This is a genomic window from Marinobacter sp. LV10MA510-1, assembly GCF_002563885.1.
Lineage (GTDB): Bacteria > Pseudomonadota > Gammaproteobacteria > Pseudomonadales > Oleiphilaceae > Marinobacter.
The window spans coordinates 1,950,507-1,968,068 of record NZ_PDJA01000001.1 but is presented as its reverse complement, the minus strand read 5'-3'; the positions used below and the strand labels follow the sequence as shown (position 1 = coordinate 1,968,068).

Sequence of the window (17,562 nt, the reverse complement as noted above, 5' to 3'; positions counted from 1 at the left end):
TTTTGCTGCTATCGGTGATGGGTGAATTCTATCAGTACAATTCAGAATTCACCGGCAAACCGCGCAAAGAGTTCGAATAAGCCTCTACAATCTCAACATCGATAAAGTGCCCGATGACCGCCGGATTCTCATGGCGGAAATTGACGATGCGGTTGTTCTCCGTGCGCCCTGAAAACTCGCCCGGATCCTTCTTCGACAGCCCGGTTACCAAAATGCGCTGAGTTGTACCCACCATCTTGCGGCTGATATCCATAACCGTCTGGTTGATACGATCCTGCAGAATCTTCAGACGCTGCTTCTTCACCACCATCTCCGTATCATCCGGCAAATCTGACGCCGGAGTGCCGGGGCGGGCGCTGTAAACGAAGCTGAACGACATATCAAAACCAATGTCGTTGATCAGCTTCATAGTGTCTTCAAAATCTTTCTCGGTTTCACCGGGAAAACCAATGATGAAGTCCGAAGAAAAACTGATGTCCGGCCGGATTTTGCGCAGGCGGCGAAGTTTGGATTTGTACTCGAGTGCCGTATGACCGCGCTTCATGGCCGAGAGTATGCGATCAGAGCCGCTTTGAACAGGCAAGTGCAGGTGGCTAACCAGTTCCGGTACTTGCTCGTACACGTCAATCAACGCATCAGTGAACTCCACCGGGTGCGAGGTGGTGTAGCGAATGCGGTCGATGCCGTCAATGGTGGCGATCAGCGTGATCAGCTCCGCCAAATCCATCACATCACCATCGTGGGTGTCGCCACGGTAGGCGTTTACGTTCTGGCCCAGAAGGTTAATCTCGCGCACGTTCTGTGAGGCCAAATGCGCCACTTCCGCAATCACATCGTCCGCCGGCCGGCTGACCTCTTCGCCGCGGGTGTAGGGCACCACGCAAAATGTGCAGTACTTGCTGCAGCCTTCCATAATCGACACAAACGCAGACGGGCCATTGGCGCCGGGGTCTGGCAGGTTGTCGAATTTTTCAATTTCCGGGAAGCTGACGTCCACCACGCCAACGCCGTTACCCTTAACCCGAACTTCGGTAATCATATCCGGCAGACGGTGAAGGGTTTGCGGGCCGAAAACCATATCCACAAACGGCGCGCGATCAATAATTGCCTGGCCTTCCTGACTGGCCACGCAACCGCCAACGCCGATGATCAGCCCCGGCTTGTTCTTTTTGAGATTTTTCCAGCGACCCAACTGGTGAAACACCTTTTCCTGGGCCTTTTCACGAATGGAGCAGGTATTCAACAATAGAATATCAGCGTCTTCCGGGCTGTCGGTCATTTCAACCGCTTCACCGACTTTTAACAGATCAGCCATGCGGGATGAATCGTATTCATTCATCTGGCAGCCGTGGGTTTTGATGAATAACTTTTTGGCCATGGGTCTCAACGCAACTGGATGTATTGGGTGCCCGTAGTCAGGATTTTCGGACAAGAAGCTTTCGGAAACATTCTGAAAAGAGCAACTACGCATTATAACGGGGCGATCATTCCGCAACCAGCCTTGTCTCGATAATCTGTAAGAATCACAGAAACCGCCGGGCTGTTTTGAAATGGCTGAATGTGAGATCCTCTTCAGTATTCGCGGCCCCAGCTCAAGCGCCTCGTCCATCTCCAGAGACTCCCGATACTATGCAAACAAGGCCAGTCGATACACCCATACGCTCAGTGTGGCAACTGACGGCGCTGCTGATGCTGGCGCTCCTGCTAACCGGCTGCGGCATTAACAACATTCCCACCTATGACGAAAACGTTAAGGCTGCTTGGTCACAGGTTGAAAATCAGTATCAGCGCCGGGCCGATCTGATACCTAACCTGGTGGAAACTGTCAAAGGCTTTGCTGCCCAGGAAAAAGAGACCTTGACGGCCGTTATCGAGGCACGTTCCAAGGCAACCTCCATTCAGGTAGATGAAAGCATTCTGAACAATCCCGAGAAGCTTCAGCAATTTCAACAAGCGCAGGGCGAGCTTAGCAGCGCATTGAGTCGATTGATGGCTGTGTCCGAACGTTACCCGGACTTGAAATCCAACCAGAACTTCCTCGTGTTGCAATCGCAGCTCGAAGGGACCGAAAATCGGATAGCAGTGGCCCGGCGCGACTTTATTCAGTCGGTCGAACGTTTCAACACCGAAATTCGCACCTTCCCCGGAAAGATCTGGCACAGCATTCTTTATAGCGATCTGGAGCGGCGTGAAAACTTCAAAGCTACCGCAGAAAACGCCGAAGAAGCACCCAAGGTGACGTTTTAAATGCAGTTTCCTTCTCGATATTCTTTGTGCCGCTTCGTCGCGGCGTTGCTTGCCCTGATCGTTTTGCCGGTGACAGCTGCTCCGGCTCAATCTGCGCCGGTATTCCCGGAGCTGAGTGGTCGGGTAGTGGACAAGGCTGAAATACTGAGCCCGTCCACCGAATCCCAGATCACCCAGATGCTGCAGGCCCACGAACAGGGAACCACAGAACAGGTCGTGGTGGTCACAGTGCCTGACCTGCAGGGCTACGCCATAGAAGACTATGGTTATCAGCTGGGCCGGCATTGGGGCATTGGCCAGAAAGGCGATGACAATGGCGCCTTGCTTATTATTGCCGAGCAGGAACGCAAGATTCGGATAGAAGTGGGCTATGGCTTGGAGGGGCGCCTTACCGATGCGACTTCGGCCACCATTATAAACCAGATTATAACGCCTGCGTTTAAGCAGGGGCGGTTCGAGCAGGGTGTTCTCGACGGCGCTGCCGCCATGGTGCAAGTTCTGGGAGGCGAGCCATTGGCCGTGCCGGACCAGACACCCGGCGTTGGTCAGGAAAAACCGGAACTGTCCCTCGTATCGCTGCTGTTTCTGATCATTATGGCCGTGATTTACTTCGTGGGTGGTGGTCGCGGTCGTGGCGGGCGCAGTGGCGCAGCGCTCTTAGGGGGCGCGCTCTTGGGTGCCAGCATGGGCGGCCGTGGAGGCGGCGGTTTTGGTGGTGGTGGCTTTGGCGGCGGAGGCGGTGGCTTCGGTGGCGGAGGTGCCTCCGGTGGCTGGTAAATACACGGCAAGCATCACCAAGACCGCCCTCAAACCCTTTAAAAGCGATACCCCATGACATTATTAACCAAGCAAGAACAGGAACAGGTCGCGGCCGCCATCAGCGCCGTCGAGCAGGAAACAGACGCGGAGATAGTAACCGTGCTGACGGCACAAGCCGATAACTACGCCTATATCCCGCTACTTTGGGCCGGACTGATTGCGCTTGTGGCGCCTGGCATCGTCAACTACTTTGCTGGCTGGCTGACCGCAGACACGTTGCTGCTTGGCCAGTGGGGCGTGTTTATAGTGCTCAGTCTTATATTCCGGATACCCGGCATAAATAGGCGACTGATCCCCCGCTCCGTGCGCTACTGGCGCGCCTCAAACCTGGCCCGGCGCCAGTTTCTGGAACAGAACCTGCACCACACAGCCGGCGCTACGGGCATGCTGATTTTCGTCTCTGAAGCCGAGCGTTACGTCGAAATTTTGGTGGATCAGGGCATTTCCAGCAAAATAGACAACAGCGCCTGGGAAGCCATCGTTGCGGATTTCACTGAGCAGGTGAAACAGGGCAAAACCCTGGCGGGCTTTGTCACCTGTATAGAAGCTTGCGGAACGCACCTGAAAGCTCACGTGCCAGCCACCCATCAGAAAAATGAACTGCCAAATCATCTGGTGATATTGTCTTAGCTTTTTGTTTGAAAGACTTTGGCTTGACTTTAAGCATTAATGAAAAAAAAGATTAAAGCGGCAGCTCAGTGCTTGATCGGCCACGGGGTGGGGGGAGTCTTTTCTGGCAGGAAAAAGGTGTCTGAGCGCAGCGAGTTCTTTTTCCATAAGAAAATACTCCCCCCGCCGCGGGGCCAGCCTCAATGCCTAGCTCCAATGTTCAGAAAGATAAACCTGCTCAGTCTTTCAAGTGTATTTTGACGCAGACTCTTGATGCCTGCTGTTGATACTAAGCGCCATAGCCTCGGCAACTTTAATGCCGTCTATGGCCGCCGACAGAATGCCACCGGCGTAGCCTGCGCCTTCACCGGCGGGGTACAAACCTTGGGTGTTGATGCTCTGAAAATCTTTACCGCGCTTTATGCAGATAGGTGCAGACGTTCGGGTTTCTACACCGGTCAATAGCGCATCTTCCAAAGCAAAGCCTTTAATTTTTCTGTTGAAAACCGGAATAGCTTCGCGGATAGCCTCGATGCAAAAATCAGGCAGAGCTTTCGACAAGTCGGTCAGTTTGATGCCGGGCTGGAAAGAGGGTACTACACTGCCGACCGTCTCGGAGGACGTTCCTTTTAAAAAGTTACCGACTTTCTGCGCTGGCGCATCGTAGTTGGAACCACCTAACACGTAGGCATTACGTTCGAGTGTTCGCTGGAAATCGATCCCTGCCAATGGATTGCCCGGATAATCTGACGGATCAATACCCACCACAATCGCACTGTTGGCATTACGCTCGGCACGGGAGTACTGGCTCATACCATTGGTCACCACGCCATGCTCTTCCGATGCAGCGGCTACCACGGTGCCACCCGGGCACATACAAAAGCTGTACACAGAGCGCCCACTTTTACAGTGATGAACCAGTTTATAGTCGGCGGCACCCAGAATCGGGTTGCCCACATTTTTGCCAAAACGCGCCTTATCAATGACAGATTGCGGGTGCTCGATGCGGAAGCCAACAGAAAACGGCTTGGCTTCGATATACACATTGTTATCGTAGAGCATCTGAAAAGTATCGCGGGCACTGTGGCCAATCGCCAAAGCGATGTGCCGAGACTTGATCACTTCGCCATCGGCTAGAACCACACCGGTCATCTGGCCGTTTTCGACCTGCACGTTATCAACGCGGGCGCTGAACCGTATCTCGCCGCCCAGCTCAATAATTTTCGCGCGAATCTGCTCAACCATGGTCACCAGCCGAAAAGTGCCGATATGCGGCTTGCTGACAAACATGATCTCGTCTGGTGCTCCGGACGCCACAAACTCGGTTAATACCTTACGACCGTAGTGATTCGGGTCTTTTACCTGGCTGTAAAGCTTGCCGTCAGAAAACGTTCCGGCTCCGCCTTCCCCAAACTGCACATTGGACTCGGTATTAAGAATTTTCTTGCGCCAAAAACCAAAGGTGTCTTTCGTACGCTCACGCACCTCTTTGCCGCGATCCAGAATAATGGGCTTATAGCCCATCTGCGCCAGCACCAATCCGGCCAACAGACCACAGGGCCCAAAACCGATGACAACCGGGCGTTCCTGTAAATCTGCCGGGGCGTTCGCTACGAACTGGTAGCTCATATCCGGAGTTTCTTTAACCAACTGATGTTCAGAAAATTTTTCGATCAGGGATTCGTTTTGTGTTGTCTCAACATCGAGCGTGTAAATAAGCACGATATTGGTTTTTTTACGAGCATCGTATCCGCGCTTATGCACGTGAACGCTGACCAGATCTTCAGCCGTGATTGATAAACGATCCAATACAGCGCTGGTCATCGCCTGATCATCGTGATCAAGCGCCAGTTGAATATTCGTCAGCCGTATCATTTTGAAACACCCTCAACTTCAATCACCGTTCTAACGTCAGATCGCTCAATAATCTTCACCAGGGTCGATTGAATCGCTTCGTCTTTCCGTGCGTCAGTATCGCTCGAGAATGCCTGCTTCTGAGGCTCTGCGTTCTCCTCCGCAACAAATGAAATAACGACTTTCGTAGCGGAACCCGACGTCTCTCCAAAGTATTCCAACGAAATCAACGGATAGCCATCAAAGCCCTTCTTTACCAGCTTCGCGATCCGCTTTTTTGCCTTATCGATATTCATAATAAAAGCCCGCTGATAAACAGCTCAAAGAAATAAGTATAAGTGAAACAGGCCAATTCCCTAAAAAAGATAAAAGTCGATCTAATCAGTTTTAAAATTTATGGGGTCGTAATTATAAGGTTAAGTCGGTCGCGGGGTGGGGGGAGTCTTTTCTGGCAGGAAAAAGGTGTCTGAGCGCAGCGAGTTCTTTTTCCATAAGAAAAGACTCCCCCCGCCGCGTGGCCAGCCACCAAAGCTCAGCCCCAAGATTCAGCCACCCAACCCAAACCAAACCAATTTAATCCTCGCGAGTATCAAGATAACGCTGCAACTGCTCCCGCAAAACCTTAGGCAAACGAGTAATCGTCAAAGAATCCTTGTCGCGATCATAATAAACCGCCTGATTCATCAAGTCCGAAGAAAACGACACGCTCATACCACCACCCGATCCCCCAATCCGCACCAGCTTCTTCACCTTACGATGATCCGGATGCAGCACGCCGCTTTCCGGCAACTCAGTCGTTTTACTGGCGAACTCGCGAAAACGCTCAGGTTGGTCTTCATCCAGATAACCCGATAACGCCTCGATGGCCACCGGCTCTCCCAGAGCGTGCTGCTCCTTGCAGAACTCATAGGCGCGGCTGCGCACTTCGCCGGCTTTATCCGGCTGCTCGTTTTTTGCGAAAGCTTCCACCGCGTCCAGAAACGTCAGGGTCTCTTTTTCTACATCTACCTGATTGGTAAAACCGCACAGGCGAATAAACAGCTCACCCGGCTCAGCGGTGCCGCGGGCGTGTACCAGCGTCAGATAGTTGCTGTCGCTGCTGGCATCGCCATCACGCTGCCAGTCGGTAAGCTCAATCCGCAGCGCCAGGTTCAACCGTGAAAGGCTGAGAATGTCGGTGGCGTCTAACGCCTGGTTGCCATCAAATCGCATGGCGCTGTCTGCTTCTATAACCAGCAAGTACGCAACCTCTGTATCCGCCAGGGCCTCGTGCACCAGCATCAAATGGCCGTGATGCTCTTCCTGACAGCCGCTGAGCAGTTCCTGCCATTGATCGAACAGCCGGCTGCTCATGGCCGCAAAGCCCTGTTTGCCTTCCAGATAATCTTTCAGCCAGCTACTGAAGGGGCTTTCGCCGATATCGTCAGAGAAACGGCCAAATTTCTTTCCGGGTTTGGCGTTGAACAAGCGTTTCATTTGCTTGTGCAGGCTTTCGTAATCGCCACCGGGCTCTTCCAGAGCTTCGCCGCTGCGCAAGCGTGCAGGTTGCCCCGGCTGATATTGGCTGGCGAAAGCAGTGCGAAGATATTTGATTGCCATGGAATAGCGGGTCCCTGATTGGTGAACGAGTAATGCCGAGTCTGATTGCAGCTCAGGCGGCCGGGTATTGTAATGGTTTTGGCGGGGAGTTCGGGGCTTTCAGGCAGATTTGCCGCGATCATTAAGAAGACTGCGTACATAGTGGTCAACACAAGCGCATCCACCGCCTTCAAATTCTTCAAATTGAATGCCAACCTGAAACTGGTCTTGGGCAATTCGTCGAAAATGCACAATATTACCTGCGGCGATAATTACCGGCTGTGCCGGTTGCATGGGCACGGAAAAACGGGCTTTCACCGGTATGGGGTTTCCCGGCGCCAGCGCCCGGTTGCCCTGCGCCAGAAGGTTCGCCGTCGATTGATTGCACGATACCATCACACCTGAACGCGACAAGTTTGTCGTTGTGCAACTGCACTGGCAACCATCTGGCTTTTCAAGAACGATATCGGCCTTAACGTCAACCCGTTGCTGATCGCGTAGATTTGGTTGTGCAGATGTGAATTTCATAGGCAGTGGTCGGGCTCAATCAGTCTGATGATTATATGGTTAAAATTCGTTTGTTTCACAGTGTGGCAGATTATTCGCTTTTTTACGGATGGATGTTCACAAATTTTCACTTGGAATGATCCATTGTAGATGGAACAGGTTTCGGCTTTTGCTGTAGCGGCGCGCTCGTCTGGTGTAAAATACTGGTTACATTTATTTGCGTTGATACGCTCGGCACCAGGAACTACGAACCGCTCTATGATAGAAAAGACCGAAAACACAAAGGCCAGTAACGGCAAAGTTGGCTTTATCAGTCTGGGTTGCCCCAAGGCCCTGGTAGACTCCGAGCGTATTCTTACCCAGCTAAGGTTGGACGGGTATGACGTAGTGCCAACCTATAAAGACGCCGATATTGTAGTGGTGAACACCTGCGGTTTTATTGATGCGGCAAAACAGGAGTCACTGGACGCTATTGGCGAGGCCATCAATGAAAATGGCAAAGTCATCGTTACCGGCTGTATGGGCGTGGAAGCAGACAAAATCCGCGAAACCCATCCCGGCGTGCTGGCGGTATCCGGCCCCCATGCCTATGAAGAAGTGGTCGGTGCGGTACACCAGTTTGTGCCGCCCACCCGCAAGCACGATCCGTTTACTGATCTGGTGCCGCCCCAAGGTATCAAACTGACGCCGCGGCACTACGCTTACCTGAAAATCTCCGAAGGCTGCAATCATCGCTGCACCTTCTGCATTATTCCGTCTATGCGTGGCGACCTGGTTAGCCGCCCCATTGGCGATGTGATGGACGAAGCCCAGCGGCTGGTTGACGCCGGCGTTAAAGAGCTGTTGGTGATTTCCCAAGACACCTCGGCCTACGGCGTAGACACCAAGTACCGCACCGGTTTCTGGCAGGGGCGCCCGCTGAAAACCAAAATGCAGTCGCTGTGCGAAGCCTTGGGCGAAATGGGCGTTTGGGTGCGCCTGCACTATGTGTACCCGTATCCCCATGTGGACGATATTATTCCGTTGATGGCCGAAGGAAAAATCCTTCCGTATCTGGACATTCCGTTCCAGCACGCCAGCCCGAAAGTGCTGAAAGCCATGAAGCGCCCGGCACACGACAGCAAAACCCTGGACCGCATTCGTAAATGGCGGGAAATCTGCCCTGAACTCACCATTCGCTCCACCTTTATTGTGGGCTTCCCCGGTGAAACCGAAGAAGATTTTCAATACCTGTTGGACTGGCTGGACCAGGCGCAACTGGACCGCGTGGGCGCATTCACCTACAGCGCGGTTGAAGGAGCCAAGGCTAACGAGATTGAAGGCGCCGTGCCGGAAGATATCAAAGAAGAACGCTTGGAGCGGTTTATGACCAAGCAGGCCGAAATTTCAGCCGCCCGTTTGCAGGCGAAAATCGGCACCACCATTGACGTGCTGATTGACGAAGTAGACGAAGAGGGCGCCATCGGGCGGTCAAAAGCCGACGCGCCAGAGATTGATGGCATGGTGTATCTGAATGACGCCACGGGTTTGGTGCCCGGGCAGATTGTTCAGGCGGTGGTTGAGCACGCTGACGAGCATGACCTTTGGGCGACTCTGGTCTGATCGTTTATTGAAACCAAAAAAGCCGCCTCTGATCTCAGGGGCGGCTTTTTGCTTTTATCCAAACCAAATCTTGCGCCGATCAGACAATGTCGATCAGCATTTCACCCGGGGTTACCCGGTCGCCTTTCGTGACGTAAATTGCCGCGATTTTGCCGTCAATATCAGCGTGCACCTCGGTTTCCATCTTCATCGCTTCGGTGATCAGTACGGCTTGGCCGGCACTCACCGTGTCGCCTTCCTTCACCAAAACCTCGACCACATTGCCGGGCATGGCGGTGCTGACGTGGCCGGGCGCGGACGCCTTTTTACGGCCGCTGCTGTTTTCGGCCACGTAGTCGTTGAGGGATTCAAACACCACTTCTTCCGGCATACCATCGAGCGAGAGGTACAGCTTACGCTTGCCCACACCCGACTCGCCGGAGCCGGTAACGGCCACTTCGTAGCTTTCACCGTGCACTTCAATGCGGAATTCAGTGGCAACACCGGTAACCAGGCGATCACGGGATCTTGTTTCCGGTGGCAACAGGGCCTCCGGTACCAGTGTGCCGTCTTTGCGTTGTTGCAGGAATTCGCGGCCAAGGTCAGGGAACATGGCGAAGGTGAGTACGTCTTCCTCGTTGAGCGCCAGTTCGCCAATGTCTTTGCGCAGCTTGTCCATTTCGGGTCTGATGTGATCGGCCGGGCGGCCTTCGTCAACGGTTTTATTGCCAATGGCTTTTTTGCGCAGGTCGGCGTTCACCGGCGCTGGCGGCCGACCATAGCCACCCTGCAGGTAGCGTTTTACTTCGTTGGTGATGGTTTTATAGCGCTGGCCGGCCAGTACGTTGTATACCGCTTGGGTACCGACAATCTGTGAGGTGGGCGTAACCAGTGGCGGAAAACCAAGGTCTTCCCGTACCCGCGGAATTTCGTCGAACACTTCGCGGATACGGTCCAGCGCATTCTGTTCTTTGAGCTGGTTGGCCAGGTTGGACATCATGCCGCCGGGCACCTGATTAATCTGAACCGATACATCTTCGCGGGTGAACTCGCTTTCGAACTGCTGGTACTTCTTGCGGACTTCGCGGAAGTAATCGGCGATTTCGCTCAGCAGATTCAAATCCAGGCCGGTGTCGTAATCGGTGCCTTTCAGCGCGGCCACCTGGGATTCGGTTGCCGGATGACTGGTGCCCGAGGCGAACGAAGAAATGGCCGTATCCATGCGGTCTACGCCGGCTTCAATGGCTTTGAGCTGGCACAGAGGCGCCAGGCCAGAAGTGGAGTGGCTGTGGATCACCAGCGGCAGATCCACTTTCGCCTTGATGGCTTTGACCAGATCGTAGGTGCCGTAAGGCGTCAGCAGTCCCGCCATATCCTTGATGGCGATGGAGTCGGCGCCCATGGCTTGCATATCTTTGGCTTGCTGCACGAACAATTCTGCGGTGTGCACCGGGCTGGTGGTGTAGCAGATGGTGCCCTGGGCGTGCTTGCCGGCTTTTTTCACCGCTTTCATGGCGACTTCAATGTTGCGCAGATCGTTCAGGGCGTCAAACACTCGAAACACGTCGACGCCGTTGTCAGCGGCTTTTTGCACAAAGGCCTCGACCACGTCGTCCGCGTAATGGCGATAGCCCAGCAGATTCTGGCCCCGTAACAGCATTTGCAGACGTGTGTTGGGCAGGGCGTCGCGCAGCTGGCGCAGGCGCTCCCAAGGGTCTTCTTTCAGAAACCGCACGCAGGCGTCAAAGGTGGCACCGCCCCAGACTTCCAGCGACCAATAGCCTACCTGGTCCAGTTTGCCGCAGATGGGTAACATGTCTTCGGTGCGCATGCGGGTGGCAATCAGCGATTGGTGCGCGTCACGCAGAATCAGGTCGGTTACTTCAATTCGTTTTGCTTGGCTCATGATCTTGTTCTCCTGCGGATTACCAGCCTGAGTGCGCGGCGATGGTGGCGGCAATGGCGAGCGCAATGGCACTGGGATGGCGTTTGGTGGAATATTTCAAAAGTTCCGGGTGGCTGGGCACAAAACTGGTGTCAAAGTTGCCAGCGCGAAAATCCGGATGCGCCAGAATCTGCTGGTAATATTGGGCCGTGGTTTTGATGCCGTGCAGGCGCATGTCGTCCAGGGCGCGTTTGCCGCGGGCGATGACTTCGTCCCAGGTCAGAGCCCACACCACCAGCTTCAGGCACATGGAATCGTAGTAGGGAGGAATTTCGTAGCCGGTGTAGATGGCGGTATCCACTCGAACGCCGGGGCCGCCGGGTGCGTAGTAATGGGTAATGCGGCCAAAGCTGGGTAAAAAGTCGTTTTTCGGATCTTCCGCGTTGATGCGAAATTGCAGCGCATAGCCGCGGAACTGAATGTCTTCCTGGCGATAACTCAGGGGCAGGCCGGCGGCTATACGAAGCTGCTCGCGCACAATATCCACACCGGTAATAGCCTCGGTGATGGTGTGTTCCACCTGCACCCGGGTGTTCATTTCCATGAAGTGCACTTCGTTGCCGGCGAGCAAAAATTCCACGGTGCCGGCGTTTTCGTAGCCCACGGCTTCGGCCGCCCGCACGGCCAGGGCGCCAATGTACTGTCGTTGTTCCGGCGTAAGCTGCGGGCTGGGTGCGATTTCAATCAGTTTTTGGTTACGTCGCTGTATCGAACAATCGCGTTCGAACAGGTGAATAACGTTGCCGTGGCTGTCCGCCAGTATCTGCACCTCAATGTGGCGCGGATTCACAATGCATTTTTCCATAAACACTTCGGCAGAGCCAAAGGCCTTGGTGGCCTCAGAAATGACGCGCGGGTACTGGGCGGTCAGTTCCTGGGGGGTGTCGCAGCGGCGAATACCCCGGCCGCCGCCGCCGGAGGTGGCTTTCACCATGACCGGGTAGCCAATCTCGTTGGCCAGTTTCAAGGCTTCCTCCAGATCTGCAAGATTGCCGTCAGAGCCGGGGGTGATGGGTATGCCAGCGGCGCGCATGCTGTCGCGAGCTTGGGTTTTATCGCCCATTTTGTGAACAACGTCGGATTTTGGGCCGATAAACGCCACGCCTTTTTGTTCGCACAAGCGCGCAAAGTTGGCGTTTTCTGATAAAAAGCCGTAACCGGGGTGAATGGCGTCGCAGCCGGTCTCTACCGCAAGGTTAACGATGCGGGCTGGGTCCAGATAGCCCGCCAAAGGGTCTTCGCCCAAAGAATAGGCTTCGTCGGCGCGCTTTACGTGCAGGCCGTAACGGTCTGGCTCGGTGTAGATGGCGACTGAGCGTATCCCCATTTCCGCACAGGCCCGCACAATGCGGACGGCAATTTCGCCGCGGTTGGCGATGAGTACTTTCTTCAACATGGGGGATTCCTCATTTCTTCGTCCCTAATGAAGGTAATAGCACCCGAATGGCGCATTTAAAAAGATTAGCGCTCTCGACTCTTCAGCAAAAATTGATATTATTTTGTTTGAGTATAAGTAATCCCTTATAGACTGATTCAGGAAGGCCCCACGCCATGCCGCTAAGCATTCAGAATCTCGCCAGTCGCCTGACTTTTCGCCAGCTTCAGGTGTTCAAGGCGGTTTACGATTTGAAAAGCTACAGCAAGGCCGGGGAATTATTGGGGTTGACGCAGCCGGCGATTAGCAGCCAGGTGCGGCATCTGGAACAGGCACTGGGGTTGCCGATGTTTGAGTACGTTGGGCGCAGGCTTTACTGCACCGCCGCCGGTGAAGAAATGGCGAAATGTGTGCGTTCGGTGTTTGTCGCACTGGAGCAGGTTCAGAACAATCTGGCGGCGCTGGAAGGGCAGGTGGCAGGGGAGTTACGCCTGGTAGCAGTGAATACGGCGCAATATGTAGTGCCTTACATGTTAGGGGCATTTTTGCAGCTGAACCCGCAGGTAACCGTGTCGGTGTCGGTGGTGAACCGGGCAACGGCGCTGCAAAGGCTGAATGACAACGCCGACGACCTGGTGATTATGGGTATGGTGCCGGCGGAGCGGCCACTGACGTCTTTGCCGTTTCTGGATAACGAACTGGTGCCGGTGGTGCCGCGGGGGCATCCATTGCTTGATCAAGCGAACGTCAGCGCCCAGGCGTTTCTGGACAGTGGGCTACTGGTGCGTGAGAGCGGCTCTGGCAGCCGCCTGGCGCTGGAGCTGCATTGCCAAAATCAGCGTTTGCGAGCGATTCCAAGTATGGAGCTTGGCTCTAACGACGCGGTGAAGCATGCGGTGTTGGCAGGCCTGGGAGTGGCTGTTTTACCAAAGCTGGGGGTGTTGTCCGAGTTGGCCCTGGGCAGCCTGAGCATTGTGAATATTGCCGGGTTTCCGCTCAGGCGCAGCTGGTGCGTGGTGTACCCGCAGGCGCGCCACCCAACCCCGGCCATGCGGGCGTTTATTGATTATGTGCAGCAGAATATTCGCAGGTTTGAACAGTTGTTCCTCAGGCGCTCCGAGGAATAGAAGCGCCTGAGGCGTCACTTTAGGCGTTGAGTTTTCTTTGCAGAATTTCGGTGAACAGGCGCGGGTTACCCTGGCCTTTTGAGGCTTTCATTAGCGGCCCCATAAAACCGCCCATCAGCTTCTTTCGCTTTTTCTCGTCGGCTTCCTGGTACTGGGCAATCTGCTCGGGCATGCCAGCCAGTACTTCATCCACAATGGCTTCCAGAGCGCCGGTGTCTGACACCTGTTTCAGACCTTGGGCTTCTATGATGGCGTCAGCCGCATTAACTTTAGAGCCGCCGTCGCCATTCCACAGTGCTTCGAACACCTTTTTTGCGCCTGACGACGACACGGTATTGTCTGCAATGCGCGCGACAAGCTGGCCCAGCTGTGTGCCGCTTATCGGTGCCTGCGCAACGGTTTTGTTGTCTGCGTTCAGGCGCGCCAGGAACTCGCCCAATACCCAGTTTGCTGCCAGCTTGGGGTCTTTGCAGTGAGCGGCGGTGTCTTCAAAAAATGCTGACAGGCGAGCGTCGTCGCTCAACAGGCTGGCGTCGTAGTCGTTCAGGCTATATTGCTCTTTGAAGCGTGCTTTGCGGGCATCCGGCAGTTCTGGTAACAGAATGCGCGCACTTTCGATAAAGGCTTCATCGATCACCACCGGCAGCAGATCAGGGCAGGGGAAGTAGCGGTAATCATTGGCTTCTTCTTTGCTACGCATAGAGCGCGATTCGTCGCGATCGCCGTTGTACAGGCGGGTTTCCTGAACGATGCGGCCACCGTCTTCCAGAATGTCCATCTGCCGTTCCACTTCGTGGGCGATGGCCTGCTCCATAAAGCGGAAAGAGTTCAGGTTTTTGGTTTCGGTGCGGGTGCCCAGGGTGTCAGAGCCTTTGGGTTTGAGTGAAATATTCACGTCAAAGCGCAGCGAGCCCTGGCTCATATCGCCATCGCAGATGCCCAGAGACGACACCAGGCTGTGCAGTTTTTTGGCGAAAGCGACGGCTTCTTCCGCGCTGTTCATATCCGGCTCGGTGACGATTTCAATCAGCGGGGTGCCGGCGCGGTTTAGGTCGATACCGGTCATGCCCTGAAAATCCTCATGAAGGGATTTACCGGCGTCTTCTTCCAGGTGGGCATGGTGAATGCGCACACGTTTGCTACGACCGCCTGCTAAATCAACGTCCACGAAGCCCGGGCCCACAATAGGGTGGTCGAGTTGGGTGGTTTGATAGCCCTTTGGCGAATCCGGGTAAAAGTAGTTTTTTCGGTCGAACACCGAGCGCCGGCCGATTTCGGCGTTTACCGCCAGGCCAAACATTACCGCGTAACGGAAGGCTTGTTCGTTGGGCACCGGCAAGGTGCCGGGCATGGCCAGGTCAACCGCGCTGGCCTGGGTGTTGGGCTCGGCGCCGAAGGCGGTGCTGGAGCCTGAAAAAATCTTGGTTTTGGTGGCAAGCTGAGCGTGTATTTCCAGCCCGATCACAATATCCCACTGCATAACGGTTCTCCTGATTCGGGCTTACTGGGGAAGCTTCTGGTGCCAGTCGGTAACCTGCTGGAACTGATGGGCTGCGTTCAGCAGGCGGGCTTCTTCAAAGTAATTGCCGACTATCTGCAGGCCCACCGGCAAACCGTTGACAAAACCGGCCGGTACTGACATGGCTGGAACACCCGCTAGGTTTACCGCAATGGTAAATATGTCTTCCAGATACATGGTCACCGGATCGCTGGTTTTTTCGCCCTGCACAAAGGCTGGTGAAGGCGATACCGGGCTCATCAGCACGTCCACTTCCTTGAACGCATTAATAAAGTCCTGTTGAATCAGGCGGCGTACCTTCTGTGCTTTCAGGTAATAGGCGTCAAAATAGCCGGCGGATAGAGCGTAGGTGCCTACTAATATGCGGCGCTTCACTTCGTTGCCAAAGCCTTCGGCACGGGTGCGTGTGTAAAGGTCGTTCAGATCCTGCGGGTTGTCGCAGCGATAGCCGTAACGCACGCCGTCAAAGCGCGACAGGTTGGCGGAAGCCTCGGCCGGCGCAATGACATAATAGGCGGCAATGGCCAGTTGGGCGTGGGGCAGCGATACCTCTTTAACGATCGCGCCCAGTTTTTCGTATTCCTTCACCGCGTTGCGTACCTGCTGTTCCATCGCCGGATTGAGCTGGTCGGAGAAATACTCTTTTGGCAGGCCCACGCGCAGGCCTTTTAAAGGCTGGTTCAGAGTTGTGGTGTAATCCGGCACGGCGCGATCAGCAGACGTAGAGTCTTTTGGGTCAAACCCGGCCATTATATTCAACATCAGCGCGTTGTCTTCGGCGGTGCGCGCCATGGTGCCGCCCTGGTCCAGGCTAGAGGCGAAAGCGATCATGCCGTAGCGCGACACCCGGCCATAGGTGGGTTTCAGGCCTGTCACGCCACACAGCGCTGCCGGTTGGCGAATGGAGCCGCCGGTGTCGGTGGCGGTGGCAGCCGGCACCAAGCGCGCGGCGATAGCTGCAGCGGAACCACCGGAGGAGCCACCGGGTACGCGCTTCTCGCCCTTACTCATGCCCCAGGGGTTGGTAACCGGGCCAAAAAAGCTGGATTCGTTAGAAGAGCCCATAGCGAACTCGTCCATATTGGTTTTGCCCAGGCACACGGCACCGGCAGCGCGAAAGTTGGCAACAATTGTGGCGTCGTAGGGCGGTACAAAATCCGCCAGCATTTTCGACCCGGCGGTGGTGGTCACGCCGTTGGTGCAGAAAATGTCTTTGTGGGCAAAGGGCACACCTGTCCAGACGCTGGCATTGCCGGCCGCGCGCTGTTCGTCAGCGGCTTTGGCATCGGCCATGGCAAGGTCTTCGGTGATGGTTATAAAGCTGTTGTATTGGCCGTCTTCGGTTTTGATGCGATCGAGGAACTCACGGGTCAGTTCCACGCTTGAAATCTTGCCGCTTTCCAGTTCGCGGGAAAGCTCTGCTACGGATTTGTTATGCATGTTCAATCCTGATGGGATAGTTCGTCAGATCACTCGATTCCCTTTATTCACTCAATCACTCGGGGTACGAGATAGAGGCCGCTCTCGGTGGCCGGAGCTATGGCCTGAAAGGCTTCGCGCTGGTTGCTTTCGGTGACTTCGTCGGCGCGCAGGCGCTGTACCGCATCCAGTGGATGGGCCAGAGGCTCTACGTTGTCGGTGTTGGCGGCGCTGAGTTGGTCAACCAGGCTGAGGATGTTGCTCAGGTCGTTTTCCAGTGCGGGTATCTGTTCGTCATCAAGACGGATACGGGCCAGCACGGCGACTTTTTCAATGTCTGCGCGGGAAATGGTCACGTTGACTCCGGTTCTTTGCATTGGGCTAGTGGGGTTATTCGACAGCCACTGCCTTATTTTTCAGTTGGGAGTTAAGAGCAGGTGAGGGCTGGGCTTTTCAAAACACGCTCAAGCCCATCCATGGGGCGCTTGGGCTCCGCCATCCATGGCTCCGCACAGTTTTGAAAAGCCCAGCCCTCACCCGCTCTATCTGAGTTTGGCAATAAGGCCGTCATAGTAACAGATTAAGGGCTTTGCGGGAGAGTTACGGGGCACTCTGCTGACTTTGGATCGGTGCTTTAAACGAGCAGCTCAAGGTTTATTTAACGGGCCTGGCATCGTCCAGCAGGTCTTCCGAGGTGGCGTCGTTGCGCTCCTCTCGCACCTGCTTGGGTATGTGGGTGTCCGGGGCCACATTGAGCGCTTCATCGGCTGGAGTCAGGGGTAGGGCTGTTGGTGTGATCGGGCTGATGTTCTTGGATTGCGAGCCTGCTTCTGAGTTCGCTTCCGGGTACTTGCCTGAGATTGTGGTCAACAGAGCCGCCGGAGCCGGGTCGAAACGCAGCCGGAAATGGGCCAGCGGCAATAGCCAGCGCCAGAATAATCGATAGGCGCCACGCCATTGCCACATTTTCCGCGGATCCCGG

The 17,562-nt window shown here is 55.0% G+C and carries 16 protein-coding genes; 5 read left to right on the top strand and 11 right to left on the bottom strand.

Annotation, left to right across the window (positions count from 1 at the left end; all coding sequences use genetic code 11):
• Nucleotides 1-31 precede the first annotated feature (31 nt).
• The gene (gene miaB / locus ATI45_RS09430; protein ID WP_098419266.1) at nucleotides 32-1,378 is read right to left on the bottom strand and encodes a tRNA (N6-isopentenyl adenosine(37)-C2)-methylthiotransferase MiaB; all 1,347 of its coding nucleotides are present in this window, start codon (nucleotides 1,376-1,378) and stop codon (nucleotides 32-34) included.
• Nucleotides 1,379-1,629: 251 nt separating this feature from the next.
• Here miaB and ATI45_RS09425 point away from each other — a divergent pair, with 251 nt between their 5' ends.
• From ATI45_RS09425 to ATI45_RS09415, 3 genes are read left to right on the top strand one after another with little or no spacing between them, the layout of a single operon-like run.
• Complete coding sequence (locus ATI45_RS09425; RefSeq protein WP_098419265.1) at nucleotides 1,630-2,247, top strand: LemA family protein; 618 nt, start codon at nucleotides 1,630-1,632, stop codon at nucleotides 2,245-2,247.
• Nucleotides 2,248-3,024, top strand: a complete 777-nt coding sequence (locus ATI45_RS09420; RefSeq protein ID WP_098419264.1) for a TPM domain-containing protein — start codon at nucleotides 2,248-2,250, stop codon at nucleotides 3,022-3,024.
• A 54-nt stretch (nucleotides 3,025-3,078) separates the two neighbouring features.
• Nucleotides 3,079-3,696, top strand: coding sequence for a TPM domain-containing protein (locus ATI45_RS09415; RefSeq protein WP_098419263.1), 618 nt, complete (start codon nucleotides 3,079-3,081; stop codon nucleotides 3,694-3,696).
• Nucleotides 3,697-3,921: 225 nt separating this feature from the next.
• On the opposite strand, the gene ATI45_RS09410 is transcribed toward ATI45_RS09415, so the two are convergent.
• From ATI45_RS09410 to ATI45_RS09395, 4 genes are all read right to left on the bottom strand, one after another.
• Complete coding sequence (locus ATI45_RS09410; RefSeq protein WP_098419262.1) at nucleotides 3,922-5,550, bottom strand: NAD(P)/FAD-dependent oxidoreductase; 1,629 nt, start codon at nucleotides 5,548-5,550, stop codon at nucleotides 3,922-3,924.
• Nucleotides 5,547-5,825, bottom strand: coding sequence for a hypothetical protein (locus ATI45_RS09405; protein ID WP_098419261.1), 279 nt, complete (start codon nucleotides 5,823-5,825; stop codon nucleotides 5,547-5,549). Before ATI45_RS09405 ends, ATI45_RS09410 begins: the two co-directional genes overlap by 4 nt.
• A 277-nt stretch (nucleotides 5,826-6,102) precedes the next feature.
• Nucleotides 6,103-7,128, bottom strand: coding sequence for a nucleoid-associated protein (locus ATI45_RS09400; RefSeq protein WP_098419260.1), 1,026 nt, complete (start codon nucleotides 7,126-7,128; stop codon nucleotides 6,103-6,105).
• Nucleotides 7,129-7,227: 99 nt separating this feature from the next.
• Nucleotides 7,228-7,635, bottom strand: a complete 408-nt coding sequence (locus tag ATI45_RS09395) for a PilZ domain-containing protein (RefSeq protein WP_098419259.1) — start codon at nucleotides 7,633-7,635, stop codon at nucleotides 7,228-7,230.
• 237 nt (nucleotides 7,636-7,872) lie between these two features.
• Here ATI45_RS09395 and rimO point away from each other — a divergent pair, with 237 nt between their 5' ends.
• Nucleotides 7,873-9,216: a 30S ribosomal protein S12 methylthiotransferase RimO gene (gene rimO, locus ATI45_RS09390; RefSeq protein ID WP_098419258.1), complete on the top strand. Its 1,344-nt coding sequence runs from the start codon at nucleotides 7,873-7,875 to the stop codon at nucleotides 9,214-9,216.
• A gap of 79 nt (nucleotides 9,217-9,295) precedes the next feature.
• Here rimO and oadA read toward each other — a convergent pair whose 3' ends face one another.
• Nucleotides 9,296-11,101: a sodium-extruding oxaloacetate decarboxylase subunit alpha gene (gene oadA, locus ATI45_RS09385; protein WP_098419257.1), complete on the bottom strand. Its 1,806-nt coding sequence runs from the start codon at nucleotides 11,099-11,101 to the stop codon at nucleotides 9,296-9,298.
• Nucleotides 11,102-11,120: 19 nt separating this feature from the next.
• Nucleotides 11,121-12,536, bottom strand: coding sequence for an acetyl-CoA carboxylase biotin carboxylase subunit (locus ATI45_RS09380; protein WP_098419256.1), 1,416 nt, complete (start codon nucleotides 12,534-12,536; stop codon nucleotides 11,121-11,123).
• Nucleotides 12,537-12,691: 155 nt separating this feature from the next.
• Between ATI45_RS09380 and ATI45_RS09375 the strand changes: the two genes are divergently transcribed.
• On the top strand, nucleotides 12,692-13,642 hold the full coding sequence (locus tag ATI45_RS09375) for a LysR family transcriptional regulator (RefSeq protein ID WP_098419255.1): 951 nt from the start codon (nucleotides 12,692-12,694) through the stop codon (nucleotides 13,640-13,642).
• Between the two features lie 19 nt (nucleotides 13,643-13,661).
• On the opposite strand, the gene gatB is transcribed toward ATI45_RS09375, so the two are convergent.
• The 4 genes from gatB to ATI45_RS09355 all read right to left on the bottom strand — a co-directional run bounded on the left by gatB (nucleotide 13,662) and on the right by ATI45_RS09355 (nucleotide 17,546).
• Nucleotides 13,662-15,122, bottom strand: a complete 1,461-nt coding sequence (gene gatB / locus ATI45_RS09370; protein WP_098419254.1) for an Asp-tRNA(Asn)/Glu-tRNA(Gln) amidotransferase subunit GatB — start codon at nucleotides 15,120-15,122, stop codon at nucleotides 13,662-13,664.
• A 21-nt stretch (nucleotides 15,123-15,143) separates the two neighbouring features.
• Nucleotides 15,144-16,601 (bottom strand): Asp-tRNA(Asn)/Glu-tRNA(Gln) amidotransferase subunit GatA, encoded by a 1,458-nt coding sequence (gatA, locus tag ATI45_RS09365; protein WP_098419253.1) that lies wholly within the window; start codon nucleotides 16,599-16,601, stop codon nucleotides 15,144-15,146.
• Between the two features lie 47 nt (nucleotides 16,602-16,648).
• Nucleotides 16,649-16,936, bottom strand: coding sequence for an Asp-tRNA(Asn)/Glu-tRNA(Gln) amidotransferase subunit GatC (gene gatC / locus ATI45_RS09360; protein ID WP_007352652.1), 288 nt, complete (start codon nucleotides 16,934-16,936; stop codon nucleotides 16,649-16,651).
• 298 nt (nucleotides 16,937-17,234) lie between these two features.
• The gene (locus tag ATI45_RS09355; RefSeq protein WP_098419252.1) at nucleotides 17,235-17,546 is read right to left on the bottom strand and encodes a hypothetical protein; all 312 of its coding nucleotides are present in this window, start codon (nucleotides 17,544-17,546) and stop codon (nucleotides 17,235-17,237) included.
• Nucleotides 17,547-17,562: the final 16 nt, after the last annotated feature.

Coding starts and splice junctions, on each gene's coding strand:
- miaB (WP_098419266.1), bottom strand. CDS start 1,378: ATGGCCAAAAAGTTATTCATCAAAACCCACGGCTGCCAGATGAATGAA.
- ATI45_RS09425 (WP_098419265.1), top strand. CDS start 1,630: ATGCAAACAAGGCCAGTCGATACACCCATACGCTCAGTGTGGCAACTG.
- ATI45_RS09420 (WP_098419264.1), top strand. CDS start 2,248: ATGCAGTTTCCTTCTCGATATTCTTTGTGCCGCTTCGTCGCGGCGTTG.
- ATI45_RS09415 (WP_098419263.1), top strand. CDS start 3,079: ATGACATTATTAACCAAGCAAGAACAGGAACAGGTCGCGGCCGCCATC.
- ATI45_RS09410 (WP_098419262.1), bottom strand. CDS start 5,550: ATGATACGGCTGACGAATATTCAACTGGCGCTTGATCACGATGATCAG.
- ATI45_RS09405 (WP_098419261.1), bottom strand. CDS start 5,825: ATGAATATCGATAAGGCAAAAAAGCGGATCGCGAAGCTGGTAAAGAAG.
- ATI45_RS09400 (WP_098419260.1), bottom strand. CDS start 7,128: ATGGCAATCAAATATCTTCGCACTGCTTTCGCCAGCCAATATCAGCCG.
- ATI45_RS09395 (WP_098419259.1), bottom strand. CDS start 7,635: ATGAAATTCACATCTGCACAACCAAATCTACGCGATCAGCAACGGGTT.
- rimO (WP_098419258.1), top strand. CDS start 7,873: ATGATAGAAAAGACCGAAAACACAAAGGCCAGTAACGGCAAAGTTGGC.
- oadA (WP_098419257.1), bottom strand. CDS start 11,101: ATGAGCCAAGCAAAACGAATTGAAGTAACCGACCTGATTCTGCGTGAC.
- ATI45_RS09380 (WP_098419256.1), bottom strand. CDS start 12,536: ATGTTGAAGAAAGTACTCATCGCCAACCGCGGCGAAATTGCCGTCCGC.
- ATI45_RS09375 (WP_098419255.1), top strand. CDS start 12,692: ATGCCGCTAAGCATTCAGAATCTCGCCAGTCGCCTGACTTTTCGCCAG.
- gatB (WP_098419254.1), bottom strand. CDS start 15,122: ATGCAGTGGGATATTGTGATCGGGCTGGAAATACACGCTCAGCTTGCC.
- gatA (WP_098419253.1), bottom strand. CDS start 16,601: ATGCATAACAAATCCGTAGCAGAGCTTTCCCGCGAACTGGAAAGCGGC.
- ATI45_RS09355 (WP_098419252.1), bottom strand. CDS start 17,546: ATGTGGCAATGGCGTGGCGCCTATCGATTATTCTGGCGCTGGCTATTG.